At 68.0% G+C, this 17033-nt stretch carries 16 protein-coding genes; 8 read left to right on the forward strand and 8 right to left on the reverse strand.

The features are described 5' to 3' along the window. The first annotated feature begins 3 nt into the window (after positions 1 to 3). On the forward strand, positions 4 to 1437 hold the full coding sequence (locus tag AC069H_RS24050) for an aldehyde dehydrogenase family protein (protein ID WP_478233896.1): 1434 nt from the start codon (positions 4 to 6) through the stop codon (positions 1435 to 1437). Continuing rightward, positions 1430 to 2296: an aldehyde dehydrogenase family protein gene (locus tag AC069H_RS24055; protein ID WP_340684597.1), complete on the forward strand. Its 867-nt coding sequence runs from the start codon at positions 1430 to 1432 to the stop codon at positions 2294 to 2296. Before AC069H_RS24050 ends, AC069H_RS24055 begins: the two co-directional genes overlap by 8 nt. A 140-nt stretch (positions 2297 to 2436) precedes the next feature. Here the strand turns inward: AC069H_RS24055 and AC069H_RS24060 are convergent, their stop codons facing one another. After that, complete coding sequence (locus AC069H_RS24060; RefSeq protein ID WP_478225106.1) at positions 2437 to 3075, reverse strand: TetR/AcrR family transcriptional regulator; 639 nt, start codon at positions 3073 to 3075, stop codon at positions 2437 to 2439. Between the two features lie 217 nt (positions 3076 to 3292). On the opposite strand from AC069H_RS24060, the gene AC069H_RS24065 reads away from it, so the two are divergent. Next, entirely contained in the window at positions 3293 to 4507 is a 1215-nt protein-coding gene (locus AC069H_RS24065; RefSeq protein ID WP_478233897.1) for a cytochrome P450, read from the forward strand. 8 nt (positions 4508 to 4515) lie between these two features. Next, the gene (locus AC069H_RS24070; RefSeq protein ID WP_034304647.1) at positions 4516 to 4710 is read left to right on the forward strand and encodes a ferredoxin; all 195 of its coding nucleotides are present in this window, start codon (positions 4516 to 4518) and stop codon (positions 4708 to 4710) included. A 59-nt stretch (positions 4711 to 4769) separates the two neighbouring features. Here the strand turns inward: AC069H_RS24070 and AC069H_RS24075 are convergent, their stop codons facing one another. From AC069H_RS24075 to AC069H_RS24090, 4 genes are read right to left on the reverse strand one after another with little or no spacing between them, the layout of a single operon-like run. Continuing rightward, the gene (locus AC069H_RS24075) at positions 4770 to 5585 is read right to left on the reverse strand and encodes a carbohydrate ABC transporter permease (RefSeq protein WP_126735250.1); all 816 of its coding nucleotides are present in this window, start codon (positions 5583 to 5585) and stop codon (positions 4770 to 4772) included. Further along, positions 5582 to 6517, reverse strand: a complete 936-nt coding sequence (locus tag AC069H_RS24080; RefSeq protein WP_478225104.1) for a carbohydrate ABC transporter permease — start codon at positions 6515 to 6517, stop codon at positions 5582 to 5584. Before AC069H_RS24080 ends, AC069H_RS24075 begins: the two co-directional genes overlap by 4 nt. Further along, complete coding sequence (locus AC069H_RS24085) at positions 6517 to 7857, reverse strand: ABC transporter substrate-binding protein (protein ID WP_478225103.1); 1341 nt, start codon at positions 7855 to 7857, stop codon at positions 6517 to 6519. Before AC069H_RS24085 ends, AC069H_RS24080 begins: the two co-directional genes overlap by 1 nt. Continuing rightward, entirely contained in the window at positions 7850 to 8854 is a 1005-nt protein-coding gene (locus AC069H_RS24090; RefSeq protein WP_478225102.1) for a zinc-dependent alcohol dehydrogenase family protein, read from the reverse strand. Before AC069H_RS24090 ends, AC069H_RS24085 begins: the two co-directional genes overlap by 8 nt. A 129-nt stretch (positions 8855 to 8983) precedes the next feature. Here AC069H_RS24090 and AC069H_RS24095 point away from each other — a divergent pair, with 129 nt between their 5' ends. Next, complete coding sequence (locus AC069H_RS24095) at positions 8984 to 9964, forward strand: sugar-binding transcriptional regulator (protein ID WP_478233898.1); 981 nt, start codon at positions 8984 to 8986, stop codon at positions 9962 to 9964. Between the two features lie 25 nt (positions 9965 to 9989). On the opposite strand, the gene AC069H_RS24100 is transcribed toward AC069H_RS24095, so the two are convergent. Next, the gene (locus AC069H_RS24100) at positions 9990 to 10349 is read right to left on the reverse strand and encodes a winged helix-turn-helix transcriptional regulator (RefSeq protein WP_478233899.1); all 360 of its coding nucleotides are present in this window, start codon (positions 10347 to 10349) and stop codon (positions 9990 to 9992) included. A 76-nt stretch (positions 10350 to 10425) separates the two neighbouring features. Here AC069H_RS24100 and AC069H_RS24105 point away from each other — a divergent pair, with 76 nt between their 5' ends. Both AC069H_RS24105 and AC069H_RS24110 read left to right on the forward strand, forming a co-directional pair. Continuing rightward, positions 10426 to 11016, forward strand: a complete 591-nt coding sequence (locus AC069H_RS24105; RefSeq protein WP_478233900.1) for an NADPH-dependent F420 reductase — start codon at positions 10426 to 10428, stop codon at positions 11014 to 11016. A gap of 54 nt (positions 11017 to 11070) precedes the next feature. Then, the gene (locus tag AC069H_RS24110; RefSeq protein ID WP_478225098.1) at positions 11071 to 11709 is read left to right on the forward strand and encodes a hypothetical protein; all 639 of its coding nucleotides are present in this window, start codon (positions 11071 to 11073) and stop codon (positions 11707 to 11709) included. Here AC069H_RS24110 and AC069H_RS24115 read toward each other — a convergent pair. Continuing rightward, positions 11672 to 14191, reverse strand: coding sequence for a DEAD/DEAH box helicase (locus tag AC069H_RS24115; protein ID WP_478233901.1), 2520 nt, complete (start codon positions 14189 to 14191; stop codon positions 11672 to 11674). The genes AC069H_RS24110 and AC069H_RS24115 overlap by 38 nt on opposite strands. A 151-nt stretch (positions 14192 to 14342) precedes the next feature. On the opposite strand from AC069H_RS24115, the gene AC069H_RS24120 reads away from it, so the two are divergent. Further along, positions 14343 to 15590 (forward strand): primosomal protein, encoded by a 1248-nt coding sequence (locus AC069H_RS24120; RefSeq protein WP_478225096.1) that lies wholly within the window; start codon positions 14343 to 14345, stop codon positions 15588 to 15590. 179 nt (positions 15591 to 15769) lie between these two features. Here AC069H_RS24120 and AC069H_RS24125 read toward each other — a convergent pair whose 3' ends face one another. Continuing rightward, a complete protein-coding gene (locus AC069H_RS24125; RefSeq protein WP_478234051.1) occupies positions 15770 to 16999 on the reverse strand; it encodes an MFS transporter in 1230 nt (409 codons plus the stop codon). Positions 17000 to 17033 lie beyond the last annotated feature (34 nt).

Genomic DNA, 17033 nt, shown 5'->3' on the forward strand with positions numbered 1-17033 from the left:
TCCATGGGCATCTTCGAGTACGCGCCCGCGCCCGAATCGCGCGACCTCGCGAACCTCAAACCGCATTACCGTCCGTTCGTGAACGGCGAATTCGTCGACGGCTCGGGTGAGCCGCTCAAGACGATCAACCCGGCCACCGAAGAGGTGCTCGCCGAGGTCGGCACCGCATCGGTGTCCGATGTGGACACCGCGGTGAAGGCCGCGCGCAAGGCGTACAACAGTGTCTGGTCCAAGATGCCGGGCTCCGAACGCGCCAAATACCTGTTCCGTATCGCGCGGCTGATCCAGGAACGGTCGCGCGAGCTGGCCGTGCTGGAAAGCCTCGACAACGGCAAGCCGATCAAGGAATCGCGCGATTCCGACGTGCCGACGGCGGCCGCGCACTTCTTCTACCACGCGGGCTGGGCCGACAAGCTCGACTACGCGGGCTACGGTCCGAACCCGAAGCCGCTCGGGGTCGCGGGCCAGGTCATCCCATGGAACTTCCCGCTGCTGATGCTGGCGTGGAAGATCGCGCCCGCGCTGGCCACCGGCAACACCGTGGTGCTCAAACCCGCGGAGACCACGCCGCTGACCGCGCTGGTGTTCGCGGAGATCTGCCAGCAGGCCGAACTCCCGCCCGGCGTGGTGAACATCCTGCCCGGCGCCGGGGACATCGGCGCCGCGCTCGTGGGCCACGGCGACGTGAACAAGGTCGCCTTCACCGGATCGACCGAGGTCGGCAAGGCCATCCAGCGTCAGATCGCGGGCACCGCGAAGAAGCTGACGCTGGAGCTGGGCGGCAAGGCGGCGAACGTCGTCTTCGATGACGCTCCGCTGGACCAGGCTGTCGAGGGGATCGTCAACGGGATCTTCTTCAACCAGGGCCACGTGTGCTGCGCGGGCTCGCGCCTGCTGGTGCAGGAGTCCATCGCCGAGGAGCTGCTCGAGAAGCTGCGCTACCGCGTTTCGACGCTGCGGCTGGGCGACCCGCTGGACAAGAACACCGACATCGGCGCGATCAACTCCGCCGAGCAGCTCGCGAAGATCAAGGGCCTCGTGGAGTCCGGCGACGCCGAGGGCGCGCAGCGCTGGACCAGCCCGTGCCCGGTGCCGGAACGCGGTTTCTTCTTCGCCCCCACCGTGTTCTCCGATGTCCAGCAGTCGATGCGCATCGCCCGCGAAGAGATCTTCGGGCCGGTGCTTTCGGTGCTGACCTTCCGCACGCCGGACGAGGCCATCACCAAGGCGAACAACACGCCGTACGGACTCTCCGCCGGAATCTGGACCGAGAAGGGTTCGCGCATTCTCTGGATGGCGAACCAGCTCCGGGCCGGCGTCGTCTGGGCCAACACGTTCAACCGCTTCGATCCCGCCGCGCCGTTCGGCGGCTACCAGGAGTCGGGTTTCGGCCGCGAAGGCGGACGCACCGGACTGGAGGCCTACCTCGATGTCTGACCGTATTTCGGTGGCGAAGACCTACAAGCTCTACATCGGCGGCAAGTTCCCGCGCTCGGAATCCGGCCGCGTGTACCCGGTCACCGACACCAAGGGCAAGTTCCTGGCGAACGCCTCGCACGCGTCCCGCAAGGACGTCCGTGACGCGGTTTCCGCCGCCCGCAAGGCTTTCGGCGGCTGGTCGGCGGCGACCGCGTACAACCGCGGCCAGGTGCTGTACCGGGTGGCGGAGATGCTGGAAGGCCGCCGCGAACAGTTCGTCGCGGAGGTTTCGGCGTCCGAAGGCGTCGCGGCGAAGAAGGCACAGTCCCTTGTGGACGCTTCGATCGACCGCTGGGTCTGGTACGCGGGCTGGACGGACAAGATCGCGACCGTGCTCGGCGCGGCCAACCCGGTCGCGGGCCCGTACTTCTCCTTCACCGTGCCGGAGCCGACCGGTGTCGTGGGAGTGCTGGCTCCGCAGGAGTCGTCGCTGCTGGGCCTGGTGAGCGTGCTGGCCCCGGTGCTGGCGACCGGCTCGACCGCGGTGGTCGTCTCCAGCGCGGACCGGCCGCTGCCCGCGATCACGCTTTCGGAGGTGCTGGCGACATCCGACCTGCCCGGCGGGGTCGCGAACATCCTGACCGGCCGCGCGTCGGAGCTGGGCTCGTGGCTGGCGTCGCACGGCGACGTCAACGCCCTCGACCCGACCGGCGCCGAGCCGTCCGCTCGGGCGGACCTGGCGCGCGAGGCCGCGGGGACCGTGAAGCGGGTCCTGACCGTCCCGGACACCGAGCCGGACTGGACCGCCGACGCCGACATCTCGCGGCTGCGACGGTACCTGGAGGCGAAGACCGTCTGGCATCCACTGGGTGTCTGACCCGCCCGGTTTGCGCAGTTGGACACCTGAAGTCCGTGAAGGCCTCCTTCCCTACCCTGAATCCAGGCTGCGCGCGCAGCGCGTCCGTTGAGGGCGGCGGCGGGGGCATGGATGGAGCAGGGAAGGAGGCCTTCACGGACTCACGGGTCCAGATCCGCCCCGGTCAGCGCCCGTCCCGGCAGCGGCTCGTGCGTGCCGACGGCCCGCAGGCCGTCGATCATGATCCCGATGCACCGCCTCGTCGCCATCCGCGCGACCTCCTCGCTCTTGCCCGGCATCTGCCGCAGCAGCGTCGCGAACAGGATCGCGACGTCACCGGTGGCGACGTCCGTCCGGAGCCGGCCTTCCGCCTGCGCGCCCCGGACGAAGGCGTCCATCACCAGGAGCAACTCGTCCCGCAGGGCCTTGATCGCGGGATCACTCTTCAAGATCGCCAATGCCCGTGGCGACACCATCGCGAGCTGGATGCTCAGCTGCAGCTCCATCGACTGGTGCAGCAGCCGGACCAGCGCCTCCCAGTCCGAGGCCTCTTGATCCCTCGCGGCCTTCGCGTCCCTGAGGACTCGGTCGAAGTTGTCGACGGCGACCGCCCTGATCAACGCGTCGCGGTCCGGGAACCGCCGGTACAGGGTGCCGACGCCGACGCCGGCCGAGCGCGCGATCTCCTCCATCGGGACCTCGGCGCCTTGGGCGGCGAAGATGGCTCTCGCGGCGGCCAGGATCTGATCCCGGTTCCGGCGCGCGTCGGCGCGCAAGCGGGTCTCGGGGTCGGCTGTCATGATCCTCGCCTCTCGAAAGGTCCTTCAGGGCCGTGATTCTCGCACGTAAGGGCGTGCCCTTCACGCCTCCCGCGAAACCACCCCTTCGCGAGTGGACGACCCGTCTCCACTTGAGTACCTTGGTGACATAAGCGGAATGAAACCATCCGCATACGTTTTTTGGGGCCCCCTGTCCGCTATCGCCCGAACCACCCGACATCTGGGGAAGGACAACCCGATGACTGACGTCGAGGAAACCACCGCGACCTTGCCGCTGGCCCGGAAATGCCCGTTTTCACCACCGCCCGAATACGAGCGGCTTCGCCGGGAAAGTCCGGTTTCCCGGGTCGGTCTCCCTTCCGGCCAAACGGCTTGGGCGCTCACCCGGCTCGAAGACATCCGCGAAATGCTGAGCAGCCCGCATTTCAGTTCCGACCGGCAGAGCCCGTCGTTCCCGCTGATGGTCGCGCGGCAGATCCGCCGCGAGGACAAGCCGTTCCGCCCCTCCCTCATCGCGATGGACCCGCCGGAACACAGCCAGGCCAGGCGTGACGTCGTCGGGGAATTCACCGTCAAGCGCATGAAGGCGCTCCAGCCGCGTATTCAGCAGATCGTCGACGAACATCTCGACGCCCTGCTCGCGGGCCCCAAACCCGCCGATCTCGTCCAGGCGCTTTCCCTGCCGGTTCCGTCCTTGGTGATCTGCGAACTGCTCGGCGTCCCCTACGCGGACCACGAGTTCTTCCAGTCCTGCAGTTCGAGGATGCTCAGCCGGGAGGTCACCGCCGAAGAACGGATGACCGCGTTCGAGCAGCTCGAAAACTATCTCGACGAACTCGTCACCAAGAAGGAGGCGGACGCCACCGAGGACGACCTCCTCGGCCGTCAGATCCTGAAGCAGCGGGAAACGGGCGAGGCCGACCACGGCGAGCTGGTCGGGCTGGCGTTCCTGCTGCTCATCGCCGGACACGAGACCACGGCGAACATGATCTCGCTCGGCACGGTGACCCTGCTGGAGAATCCCGACCAGCTGGCGAAGATCAAGGCGGACCCGGGCAAGACCCTCGCCGCCATCGAGGAACTCCTGCGGGTCTTCACGATCGCGGAAACGGCGACCTCACGCTTCGCCACCGCCGACGTCGAGATCGGCGGAACGCTCATCCGCGCGGGCGAAGGCGTGGTCGGCCTGAGCAACGCGGGCAACCACGATCCGGAGGGCTTCGAGAACCCGGACACCTTCGACATCGAACGCGGCGCGCGGCATCACGTCGCCTTCGGATTCGGGGTGCACCAATGCCTCGGCCAGAACTTGGCGAGGTTGGAACTCCAGATCGTCTTCGATACGTTGTTCCGGCGAGTGCCGGGCCTCCGGATCGCCGTTCCGGTCGACGAACTGCCGTTCAAGCACGATTCGACGATCTACGGCCTCCACGCCCTTCCGGTCACCTGGTAGGAGGAGCCATGAAGATCATCGCGGACACCGGGAAATGTGTGGGCGCGGGCCAGTGCGTGCTCACCGATCCCGATCTGTTCGATCAGAGCGAGGACGACGGGACGGTCCTCGTGCTGAACGCCGAGCCCGAAGGCGAAGAGGCGGAAGAGAACGCCCGCACCGCCGTGCATATTTGTCCTGGGCAGGCATTGTCGCTCGCGTGAGGCGTGGGGCTCGTGAGTGGTAAGGACGGTTCTAACCGTCCTTACCACTCACGAGGCCGTTACTTGACCGCGCCCATCGACAGGCCGCGGACCAGGTGGTTCTGCGCGATCCAGCCGACGATCATCACCGGCAGCGACGCGAGCAGCGCGGCCGCGGAGAGCTGCGCCCAGTACAGGCCCTCGCTGGTGATGAACCCGACGAGGAACACCGGCACCGTCCCGGCGCGCGCGGCGGTGAGGTTGACCGAGTAGAAGAACTCGGTCCACGAGAAGATCACGCAGATCAGCGCGGTCGCGGCCACCCCTGGCGCGACCACCGGCATGATGATCTTCCGCAGCAGGATCGGCAGGGTGGCCCCGTCGATCCGGCCCGCCTCGATCATCTCGTGCGGCACCTCCAGGAAGAACGACCGCATCATCCAGATCGCCAGCGGCAGGTTCATCGAGGTGTACAGGATGATCAGCGCCCACACGTTGTCCAGCAGCTGAGTGTTCTGCGAGATCACGTAGAGCGGGATGATCGCCGCCACGATCGGCAGCATCTTCGTCGACAGGAAGAAGCCGAGCGCGTTACTCGTCCCCTTCACCGGCGCCAGCGAAAGCGCGTACGCCGCCGGGATTCCCAGCAGCAGCACGAAAAGCGTCGAAACGACGGTCACGAACGCCGAGTTCGACAGGTACGGCAGGAAGCCGCGTTCGAGCACGCCCGCGAACTGGTCGAGGGTCGGGGTGAAGAACAGTCGCGGCGGATCGGTGTAGGCGTCGGCCTCCTGTTTGAAGGCCGTGAGGATCATCCACAGCAGCGGGAACACGAACAGGATCGCGATCACCCAGGTCGCGACCGTGAGCGCGCCGGGGCCGAAGCGGCTTTTCATTTCGCGCCTCCCTGGACCGAGAACGTGCGGAACATCAGCCGCAGCGCGAAGGTCGCGACGATCATCGTCAGGATCACGACGATCACGCCCATCGCGGACGACTGCCCGATGTCGAAACCTTGGAACGCCCGCTGGTAGATGTAGAACGGCAGGTTCGTGCTGGCCGTCCCCGGACCGCCTTGCGTCATCAGGAAGATCGCGTCGAAGCTGTTGACGATGTAGATCGCGCCGAGCAGCGTCGCCAGCTGCAGGAACCGGCTCAGATGCGGCAGCGTGATCGCGGTGAACGTCCGCCAGCGGCCGGCGCCGTCGACCGACGCGGCCTCCAGCACGTCCTTCGGCTGACTCTGCAACCCGGCCAGGATCAGCAGCATCATGAACGGCGTCCACTGCCAGACGACCTGGGCCATCACGGCGGCCAGCGGGAACTCCGAAAGCCAGTCGACGTCGGTACCGAACACGAAGTGCAGCAGCCCGTAGGTCGGGTCGAACATCGTCGTCTTCCACAGCAGCGCGCCCGCCGCGGGCAGGATCAGGAACGGCGTGATCAGCAGGGTGCGGACCACACCGCGGCCGAGGAACTTGCGGTCGAGCAGGATCGCCAGCCCGAGGCCGAGCAACAGCGAGAAGAACACGCACACGACCGTCAGCACCACGGTGTTCAGCAGCGCCCCGAGGAACGTCGAGTCGGCGAAGACGTCGATGTAGTTCCGCAGCCCGACGAAATGCCGCGAGCCAGGGCGCACCAGGTTCCACGACTGGAACGAGTAGAACACCGTCAGCACGAAGGGCAACTGCGTCACGGCGACGACGAACAGCAGGGCGGGCAGGAGCGGCAGCCGTCGTTTGAACGGCGTATCGGTGCCGCGCTTCGGAGCCGCCTTCTTCGCGTGGGCGGGCTCGGTGCGGGCGGGAGCGGAGATCGTGGCCATCACTGCACCTCCTGATACGACTTGCCGACGGTCTGCGCGTACTCCTGTGACTGCTCCAGTGCTTCGTCCACGGTGATCTGGCCCGCGATCGCCGCCGAAAGCTGCTGGCTCACCCGGGTGCCGAGATCCTGGAACTCGGGGATGCCGACGAACTGGATCCCGGGGTAGGGCACCGGATTCACCATCGCCTTGCGCTGGTCGGCGTCCGCGATCCCGTCCAGCGTCGGCTGCGCGTAGGCCTTCGCGGCCTCGCGGTACTGCGGGATGTCGTAGGTCGACTTACGCACGCCCGGCGGGACCCGGTTCCAGTCGCCGAACTCCTGGGCGACCCGCTGCACGTAGGCCTTGTCGGTCATCCAGGACATGAACTTGAAGGCGGCTTCCTTGTCCTTGGCGACCTTCGGGATCGCCAGCGCCCAGGTGTAGAGCCAGCCGCTCGCCTGCGTCTTCTCCACCGGCGCCGGGGCGTAGCCGGACTTCCCGACGACCTTGCTGGCCGACGGGTCCTCGTTCGTCCCCGCCATGACCGTCGCGTCGTACCACATCGCGGCCTGGCCCTGCGTGTAGCGCGTGCCGCATTCGGAGAAGCCCGCGCTCGACGCGCCGACCTCGCCGTGGTTCCGCACGAGGTTCACATAGAACTCCGCGGCGGCCTTGAACTCGGGGCTGGTCAGCTTCGCGTTCCAGTCCTTGTCGAACCACTGCGCGCCGAAGGTGTTGGCGACCGTGGTGAACGGCGCGAGACTCTCGCCCCAGCCCGGCTTGCCACGCAGGCAGATCCCGGCGATGCCCTTGGCCTTGTCGTCGAGTTTCGCGGCGTACTCGGCGATCTGTGTCCACGTCGGCTTGGCGGGCATGGTGATCCCGGCCTGCTCGAACAGATCCTTCCGATAGGCCAGGAACGACGACTCGCCGTAGAACGGCACCGCGTAGAGCGATCCGTTGTGCGACAAGGACTCCTTGATGCTGGGGATGAAATCGTCCGCGTCGTAGGAGGGGTTCGCCGCGATATGCGGTCCGAGGTTCTCCAGCCAGCCGTTCGCGGCCCACTGCGGCGCCTCGTAGTTGCTGATCATGACGACGTCGAACTCGCCGCCTTCGGTGGCCGTCGACGCGGTGATCTTCGCGCGTGCCTGGTTTTCGGGCAGTGACACGAATTTGAGGCTGACGCCGGGATTCGCCTTCTCGAACTCGCCGGAAAGCTCGATGGCGTCCTTCATCTGCGGGTTCGCGACGATCGCGACGACGAGCGTCCGGTCACCGGTCCCGAGCGCGCCCGCACCGGCGCAACCGGTGAGGGTCAGCAGAAGGACCGCGAGCAGAGCGGCTGCTTTACGCACCTTCGCCTCCCGGTATGACCTGCACCTTCAGGCCGGCGCCGCTGCGCATGAGGGCGAGAGCGTCGGGGTACTGCTCCAGCGGCAGGGTGTCGGTGAGCAGCGCGGCGGTGTCGACGGCGCCGTCGGCGACCAGGTCGAGCGCGGCACCGAAACTGTTCATGACGGCCATCGAGCCGACGACGGTGATCTCGTCGTTGTAGATCCGGAACGGCGAAAGCGCGACGCGTGCTTCGGCGGGCGCGACGCCGAAGACCAGCAGGCGGCCTCCGCGCTGAAGCGAGTCGAAAGCGGCTTCGATGGCGGGCGCGGCGCCGGTGCAGTCCGCCGCGGCGTCGAACTTCTCGTCGTCGAGGTCCTTCACGTCACCCGCGACCGCGGCCGCGCCGAGGTCCATGGCGCGGCCGAGCCGCGAGGTGTTGCGGTCGACCACCGTGACGTGGGCGCCCGCGCGCTGCAGCAACTGCTGCATGATCAGCCCCATCGTGCCCGCGCCGACGACGAGGAACCGCTCCCCCGCCTCGACGCCGATCCGGCGCACGCCGTGGACCGCGCAGGAGACCGGCTCGACGAGGGCGCCCTGTTCCCAGGTCATCGTGTCCGGCATGCGGTAACAGTTCGCGGACGGGACGGCGACGTACTCGGCGAAAGCGCCGTTCACGGTGTCGCCGGTGGCGTTCCAGTTCTCGCAGAGGTTGCCGCGGCCGGACCGGCAAGGCTTGCAGTAGCCGCAGAACAGCGACGGGTCGACGGCCACCCGGTCGCCGACCTTCCAGCCGCCCGGCACGTCCGCGCCGAGTTCGACGATCTCGCCGGCGAACTCGTGGCCGGGGACGATCGGATAGGGCGTCGGCGGGAAGTGCCCGTCGGCGATGTGGAGGTCGGTCCCGCAGATCCCGCAGGCACCCACCTTGACGACGACCTGGCGATCCCCCGGTTGGGGATCGGGTACCTCGCCGACCCTGATCTCCCCGGGCTTGTCCACGATCGCGGCACGCATGCCAGCTCCTCTTCTCTCCGCTCAGATGAGCGGGATGGGCCTATGCTTCGGACTGCATGTTCAGGCATGGTGAACTTTTCCCTGGTGTTACGTCAACCTTTCAGGTTGATTTCGCGATATAGTGCTCATATGAGCGGGAAGAAGCAGGGTTCCGGCCTGGTGGAGTCGCTTCGCCTGGCCGCGGTGGCCCGGCGGTTCTACGAACAGGGCGCCTCGAAACTGGAGATCGCCGAGGAGTTCGGGATCAGCCGGTTCAAGGTCGCGCGGATGCTGGACACGGCCAGGGAAACCGGCATCGTCCGGGTCGAGTTCCGGCTACCGGCGCCGGTCGATCTCGTGCTGTCCGAGGAGATCCGCGCGGCGTACCGGCTCGACCGGGTCCTCGTGCTCGAACGAGCACCGGAACCGGAATCCCGCGAAGTGGCGCGGCGCAAGATCGGCACGCTCGCCGCCCGCCTCCTGACCGAAATCGTCACTCCCGGCGACGTCCTCGGCCTGTCGTGGGCACGTTCGGTGAACGCGATGACCGACGCGATCGAGTCACTGCCGAAATGCCCGATCGTGCAACTGTGCGGGGTGCAGGCGGGGATGGACATGCGCGACCGGTCGGTGGAGACGGTCAGCCGGGTCGCGTCGGTGTCCGGCGGCGAGCCGTACCCGATCTTCGGCCCGCTCGTGCTCCCCGACCGCCGCACCACCGAAACGCTGCGCAGGCAGCCCGGCATCGCGGAGACCTTCGGGCAGTTCAAGAACCTGACCAAGGCCGTCGTCAGCATCGGTGCCTGGAAGCCCGAGGAGTCGACGGTCTACGACGCGCTCGACGAGGCCGAGCGCAGCGCCATAGCGAAACGCGGGGCCAAAGCCGAGGTTTCCGCGCGCCTGTTCGACGCCGACGGGACCCCGATGTCCACCGGCCTCGCCCACCACGTGCTGGCCATCAGCGCCGAGGACCTCCTGGCCGTCCCCGAAGTGATCGCGCTGGGCTACACGGAACCGAAGGCCGAAGCGATCGACGCCGTCTTGCGCTCGGGCATGGTCTCGACGCTGATCACCGACGCCGCCGCGGCCGTCCCGCTGCTCAAGCTGGCCGAGGCCCGCCCGCTCCCCTAGCCGCCCGCACGTGTTCGCCGCCCAATCACGCGAGTTCGCGTAAACGGGACGCCTCGTCCTGCGCCTCCATCACCTGGTCGCCATGCCTGAAGGCCCACTCCCCGAAGGCTTCGATGGGCGCCAGCAGCGTGGTCCCGAGTTCCGTCAGCGAGTACTCGACCTTCGCCGTCCGGCCACAGTCACGCCTGCTGACCAGGCCGTTGAACTCCAGCCGCCGGACCGTCTCAGTGAGCACCTTCGTGCTGATCCCGCCCAGCCGTCGCCGCAGTTCCGCCGGCCGCAGTGGTCCTTCGCGCAGGGCCCACAGGACGACCGGGTTCCACGTGTTCGCCATCAGGTCGAAGGCCAGCCGGGCACGGCAATCGGCGAGGAAGACGTCGTTCATCGGACCTCCGGTAACCATTCGGTACCCGCGCGGCTTTCTACCGTCGTGTTGTCCACTCGATCTTAGGGAGCAGCACATGCGTATCGGTATTTTCGGCGCGGGCGGGATGGCGGAGGCGCTCGGCGGCCAGTGGGCCGAGGCCGGGCACGAGGTGATGGTCGCCGCCCGCGACCTGGCCAAGGCCGCCGAAATCTCCCCGCGAGTGGGGACCTGGGAGGAGACCGCCCGCGCCAGTGACGTGATCCTCCTCGCCGTTCCCGCCGCGTCGGTGACGGAAATCCTTGCCGCCGCGGGGGATCTTGCCGGAAAGGTCTTGATCGACTGCACCAACGCGGTCGGCCCGGGCGCCGCGCTCACGGTCCCCGACCAGGCCGCCCGGATCGCCGCCGCCGCACCGGACGCGCACGTGGTCAAGGCGTTCAACCTGTGCCATGTGGACGTCTGGCGGATGACTCCGCCGGTGTTCGGCGGCCGTCCGCTCGCGGTCCCGATCTGCGGCGACAAGGTCGGCGAAGTGAGCGAACTGGTCCGCGACATCGGGTGCGTTCCGCTGGTCGCGGGCGGCCTCGACCGGGCCGCGCTCATGGAGGCGACGATGGCGTTCATGGTCGGGCTCTGGTTCGACGGCCACGACGCCCAGGCCTGCTTCCCGCCCCTTCCGGTGTGATTTCAGGGTCGTCCCCGATGTGCCGGGCCGGGCGGTCACGCGAGCCTGTGCGGCATGCGGACGAAGACCTGGCGGCAGCTGACCGTGTGGCTGCACGTCGTCACTTCGGTGGGCTGGATGGGGCAGGCCCTGGCGCTGTTCACCCTCCTGGCGATCAGCCGGGCGAGTGAGGACGGCGCGGTCCGCGTCGCGGCGACATCGATGGCGCACGAAATCGACACGCTCCTGCTGGCCCCACTTGCCAACGCCTCGGCCTTCACCGGCTTCATGCTCGCCGCGGGGACGGCCTGGGGGTTCACCCGGCACTGGTGGGTGCTGGCGAAGTTCGTGATCACGCTCGTCCAGCTCTACGCCGGGATCTTCCTGCTGTCGGGGGCTTTACGGGATTCCGTGGGCGGTGATCCGGCACCGGTGGCGCTGGTCGCCGGGACCGCGCTGATGGCGAGCGCGCTCGCGTTCCAGGCGTGGCTTTCGGTGGCGAAGCCATGGGGCAAGGTCCGCTCGGGCGCGAAACTGCCGACAGCGCCGACGTGGGTGTTCGTCGCCGCTGTCCTCGCGCCGCTCACCGACATCACGGTGGGCTTGATGCTCGGCTATCCGTTGCCGGCGTTGTCGCTGATCGTGCTGATCGTGCAGCTGGTCCGCCGCCGCGCCGTCACCCGGCCGAAAGTCCCAGCTGGTCCACCGCCGTGATCCGGATGACCGCCGAGCCCGCCTCGTCCGAAGCCGCCAGGTCGACCTCGGCGCTGATACCCCAGTCGTGGTCGCCCGCCGGATCGTCGAAGATCTGCCGCACCCGCCAGATCTCCTTCTCCTGCTCGATGATCAGCAGCTTCGGCCCGCGTGCGTCCGGCCCGATGCCGAGCGTTTCGTGCTCGTCGAAGTAGTCCTCGATGGCGTCTTCCCACGCGTCCGCGTCCCAGCCCGAGGCGGCGTCCAGTTCGCCGAGCGTCCCGTAGGCACGCCGCGACGCCAGCTCCACCCGGCGGAACAGTTCGTTGCGCACGAGCACCCGGAACGCCCGCTCGTTCCGCGTGACCGCGGGCGGCTCGGACGGCGGCCGCGTCGAGACCGGGCCTTCCTCTTCGGGATGGCGCAAGGCTTCCCATTCGTCGAGGAGGCTGGAGTCGACCTGGCGCACCAGTTCGCCGAGCCATTCGATGAGGTCCTGCAATCCCTCGGTCTTGGCCTCGTCCGGAACCGTGTGCCGCAACGAGTCGTACGTGTCGGTGAGGTACCGCAGCACCAGCCCTTCCGAGCGGGCCAGCTGGTAGAAACCGATGTACTCCACGAAGTTCATCGCGCGCTCGTACATGTCGCGCACGACCGACTTCGGCTTGAGCTCGTAGTCCTCGACCCACGGATGCCCTTGCCGGTAGCGGGAGTACGCCGCTTCCAGCAGTTCCTCCAGCGGCTTCGGGTACGTGACGTTTTCGAGCAGTTCCATCCGCTCGTCGTACTCGATGCCCTCGGCCTTCATCGCCTGCACGGCCTCGCCGCGCGCCTTGAACTGCTGCTGTGACAGGACCGGACGCGGATTGTCCACAGTAGATTCCACAATGGACACGACGTCGAGCGGATAGGACGGCGACTCGACGTCGAGGAGCTCGATCGCCGCCAGCGCGAACGGCGAAAGCGGCTGGTTCAGCGCGAAGTCGAACTGCAGGTCCACGGTGAGCCGGACGATGCGGCCCTGCTCGTCGGGCTCGTCGAGCCGTTCCACGACACCCGCCGCGAGCAGCGCGCGATAGATCGCGATCGCGCGCAGGATCAGTTTCCGCTGGGCGGGACGGTCGGAGTGGTTGTCCTCCAGCAGATGCCGCATCGAGTCGAAGGCGTTGCCCGGCCGGGAGATGACGTTCAGCAGCATCGAGTGACTGACGTGGAAACTCGACGTCAGCGGCTCCGGCTCGGCCGCGATCAGCCGGTCGAAGGTGCTCTCCGTCCAGTTGACGAACCCCTCGGGCGCCTTCTTGCGGACGATCTTCTTTTTCTTCTTCGGATCGTCGCCCGCCTTCTCCAGCGCCTTGGCGTTTTCGACGACGTGGTCCGGCGCCTGAACGACGACGTAACCGTCGGTGTCGTAGCCCGCACGGCCCGCGCGGCCGGCGATCTGATGGAACTCGCGCGCCTTGAGATGCCGTTGCCGCACACCGTCGTATTTCGTCAGCGCCGAAAAGACCACTGTGCGGATTGGTACGTTGATGCCGACGCCGAGCGTGTCGGTCCCGCAGATCACCTTCAGCAACCCGGCCTGCGCGAGCTGCTCGACCAGGCGCCGGTACTTCGGCAGCATGCCGGCGTGGTGCACGCCGATCCCGTGCCGGACCAGCCTCGACAGCGTCTTCCCGAACCCGGCCGAGAAGCGGAAGTCGCCGAGCATCTCGGCGATGGCCTCCTTCTCCGCCTTCGAGGTGACGTTGATGCTCATCAGCGTCTGCGCGCGCTCGATCGCCGCGGCCTGCGAGAAGTGCACGACGTAGACCGGCGACTGCCCGCCGTGGAGCAGCTCGGACATCGTCTCGTGCAACGGCGTCAGCGCGTAGCGGAAGGTGAGCGGCACCGGCCGCTGCGCCGAGGTGACCACCGCGGTCGGACGGCCGGTCCGGCGGGTGAGATCTTTTTCGAAGAACGAGACGTCGCCCAGCGTCGCCGACATGAGCACGAACTGCGCGTTCGGCAGCTCCAGCAGCGGCACCTGCCACGCCCAGCCGCGATCCGGCTCCGAGTAGAAATGGAACTCGTCGGCGACGACCTGGCCCACCGGCGCGTCGGCACCGAAGCGCAACGCCATGTTCGCCAGGATTTCCGCCGTGCAGCAGATGATCGGCGCGTCGGCGTTCACCGCCGAGTCACCGGTCATCATGCCGACGTTCTCCGGGCCGAAGATCTCGATCAGCTGGAAGAACTTCTCCGAGACGAGCGCCTTGATCGGGGCCGTGTAGTAGCTGCGGAGGCCGTGCGCGAGCGCGGTGAAGTGCGCCCCGACCGCGACCAGGCTCTTTCCCGAGCCCGTCGGCGTCGACAGGATCAGGTTCGCTCCGGAGACCACCTCGATGATGGCCTCTTCCTGCGCGGGGTACAGCTCCAACCCGCGCTCGGCCGTCCAGGCGGAGAAGGCTTCGAACAGCGAGTCGGGATCGGGATCCGCAGGCAGGAGGTCTGTAAGTGTCATCAGAGGACCTATCGTGCCATCCGTTGGTCGCTTCTTGCCCAGGGGTGATCGCGCCCTCCGCCGGAAACCCGTAGGCTTCGCGGTACCGCGCACCTTCCGGGCACCATCACCCGGCCGCGCACACAGGCGGTAATCCGAGAGGGCTAAAGGAATGGCACAGGACATCATCCCGATCGAACTCGGCCTGCCACAGGGTGACGTCGTCACTCTCTGGGCGCCGCGCTGGCGGGAAGACGGCGAGGAGTGGGAAGCCTTCCTCGGCGACGAGGAAGACCTGTACGCCTTCCCGGACGCCGCGCATCTCGCCGCTTTCGTACGGACCTCCGAGCAGCACGACCTGCTCGACCACCCCGCGTGGGAGGTCGTCCCGGCGCTGAACGTGCCCGAGCTCATCCCGGACGACGACCACACCTACGACCTGGTGGGCGTCCCCGAGCTGGTCGCCGAGAAGCCGGACCAGTGGACGCTCGGCGAGCTGGCCGAGATCATCGGCATCGTGCGTTCGCTCGCGGACGTGTGCGAGCTCGAAGAGGTCCACGAAGTCCTCGACGCGCACGAGAGCTTCTCGCTGCTGGACCAGGGCACGCTGCCCTTCTCCGGCCGTGACGGCGAGCGCCTCTGGGCGGACCTGTCGCAGGCGGTCTCCGAGAAGTGGGACACCGTGCTCGACGCGATCGACGGTCTCGTGACCGTCCCCGACGTCGACGAGAAGGTGCTGGAGCAGACCGCGGAGGAACTCGCGACCTTCCTCGCGGAGTCCGCCGAGGCCGAAGCGGCCGCCGTCGACGCGGACCTGGTGGACGACGCGGACGAGGACGACGACGAAGACGACGAGCCCGTCGGCTTCTGGGGCGAGGTCGGCATCGACCCGATCAAGATCATCACCTCCGGCGCCGAGTACTACACGCTGCGCTGCTACCTCGACGACAAGCCGATCTTCCTCGGCAGCGAAGGCGAGATCGACGTCTTCACCTCCGAGAAGGCCCTGATCCGCGCGATCGCGGACGGCAAGGACCTGGCGGACAACGACCTCGCCCAAGTGTCCACTTGGGACGAGGTGGCCACGAAGGCCACCGCCGGTGAGCTCGAGATCGAGGTCGACGCCGAGAACACGTACGTGCTGAACGGCATCGCCGAGGACATCGCCGAAGGCCCGGAGTCGATCGACCCGACCCAGCTGGAGCTGGCCGTCGAGCTGATCACCGACGCCGCCGAGTGGGCCGACGACGACAGCGTCGAAACCGCGCTGGCCGCCAACGAAAGCCTCGGTTGGCTGGTGTCGTTCGTGCTGCGGCCGGACCCCTCGCGCCTCGAGCCGAGCGCTCCGTTCGACGCCGAGCAGTCGGAGTGGCGCAAACTCGTCGAGACCTTCGAGAACCGTTTAGCTGTCGCGCGCTGACTGTGTTGATTGTCGCGCGCTGACGAAAAGCGCGCCGAAGGGGCGTCGTTCCGCTTCAACGTCGAGTTGAGCGGGGAGGCGCCCCTTCGGCGCGTTTTCGTGGGCCTTCGGCCCGAAAGAGGGCGCGCGAGGTGAAGTCTCTCGTCGCGCTGGCGCGCTTCCGAGAGACGGTCTGCCGGTCACTTGGTGGGGCGCGCTGGTCTTGGGGCCGTGGCCATGGTCGCTTCGTGTTTGACGGGGACCAGGGCCACGGCGAGTGCGGGGAAGACCGCGGCCACGCAGAACGCCAGGGCGTACCGCGAATCACCGATCACGAGCCCCAGCATCGGCGGTGTCAGGGCCGCGGCGATGTTCTGGCCGGTGTTCTGCGTGCCCATCGCCCGCCCCGCCCACGCGAGCCCGGCCATCTCCGCCGACGCGGTGAACCCGAGCCCGTTGTCGGACACGGTGATCACCGCGGCCAGGACCAGCGCGAGCAGCACCAGCCACGGCCACGCCGCGTCCCCGAGCGCGACCAGCAGCATCACCGCGGCGCTCGCGACCGCCAGCCGCCGCATCGGCCGCAGCCTGCTGCCGGCGCGGTCGGACCAGTAGCCCGACGCGATCCTGCCCAGCGCGCCGAGGATCTGGACGGCGCCGACGAACCAGCCCGCGGACGCCGCCGTCCAGCCGTGCACGGTCACCAGGTACACGGGGGTGAACGCGGAGACCGCGAACTGCGGGACGACGAGCAGCGCGCTCGCGCCGTGGACCCGCCACAACGCCGGCTTCCGGTACGGCGACGGCGGTTTCTCCACCTTGCCCGCTTCGGCCTCCGGGCGCGGCGGATCGACCAGGAGCCAGGCGACCAGGAGCGCGACACCGATCGCGGTCAGCGCGGGCAGCAGGAGCGAGACCTGGAAGCCCCAGCGGTCCGCGAGCGGCGGGAGCCCGAAGGCGGCGACACCCACCCCGAGCGGCTGGGCCATCTGGCGGATGCCCATCGCGAGGCCGCGTTCGGCCGGGCCGAACCAGCCGAGGACGGCCCGGCCGCTCGCGGCGTTCACTGACGCGGTGCTCGCGCCGGCGAGCAGAAACACCCCAAAGAGGGTTCCGAGCGAGTGGTCGCCGACGGCGGCGTACACGAGGAGTAACCCCGAGACGCCGAGCCCGATGACCATTACCAAACGCTCTCCGTAACGGTCCGCCGCCGCACCCCACAAGATCAAGGTGAACAACAGGCCAAGGCTCGGCGCCGCGACCACAGTCCCCGCTTCGGCGAGCGAGAGCCCCTCCGCACTCTGCATCGACGGCACCAGGAACGGGATTCCGTAGAGGAACGAACAGCTCGCGGTCTGCGCGGCGAGACCGAGCGTGAGGATGAGCCAGCGTCGTTTGCCGCCGTTCCTCACGTCCACGACCTGCGCCATCTTCGCCACCGTTTCACTATATGGGAATCAACTC

It is taken from the genome of Amycolatopsis sp. NPDC043887, from assembly GCF_056435665.1.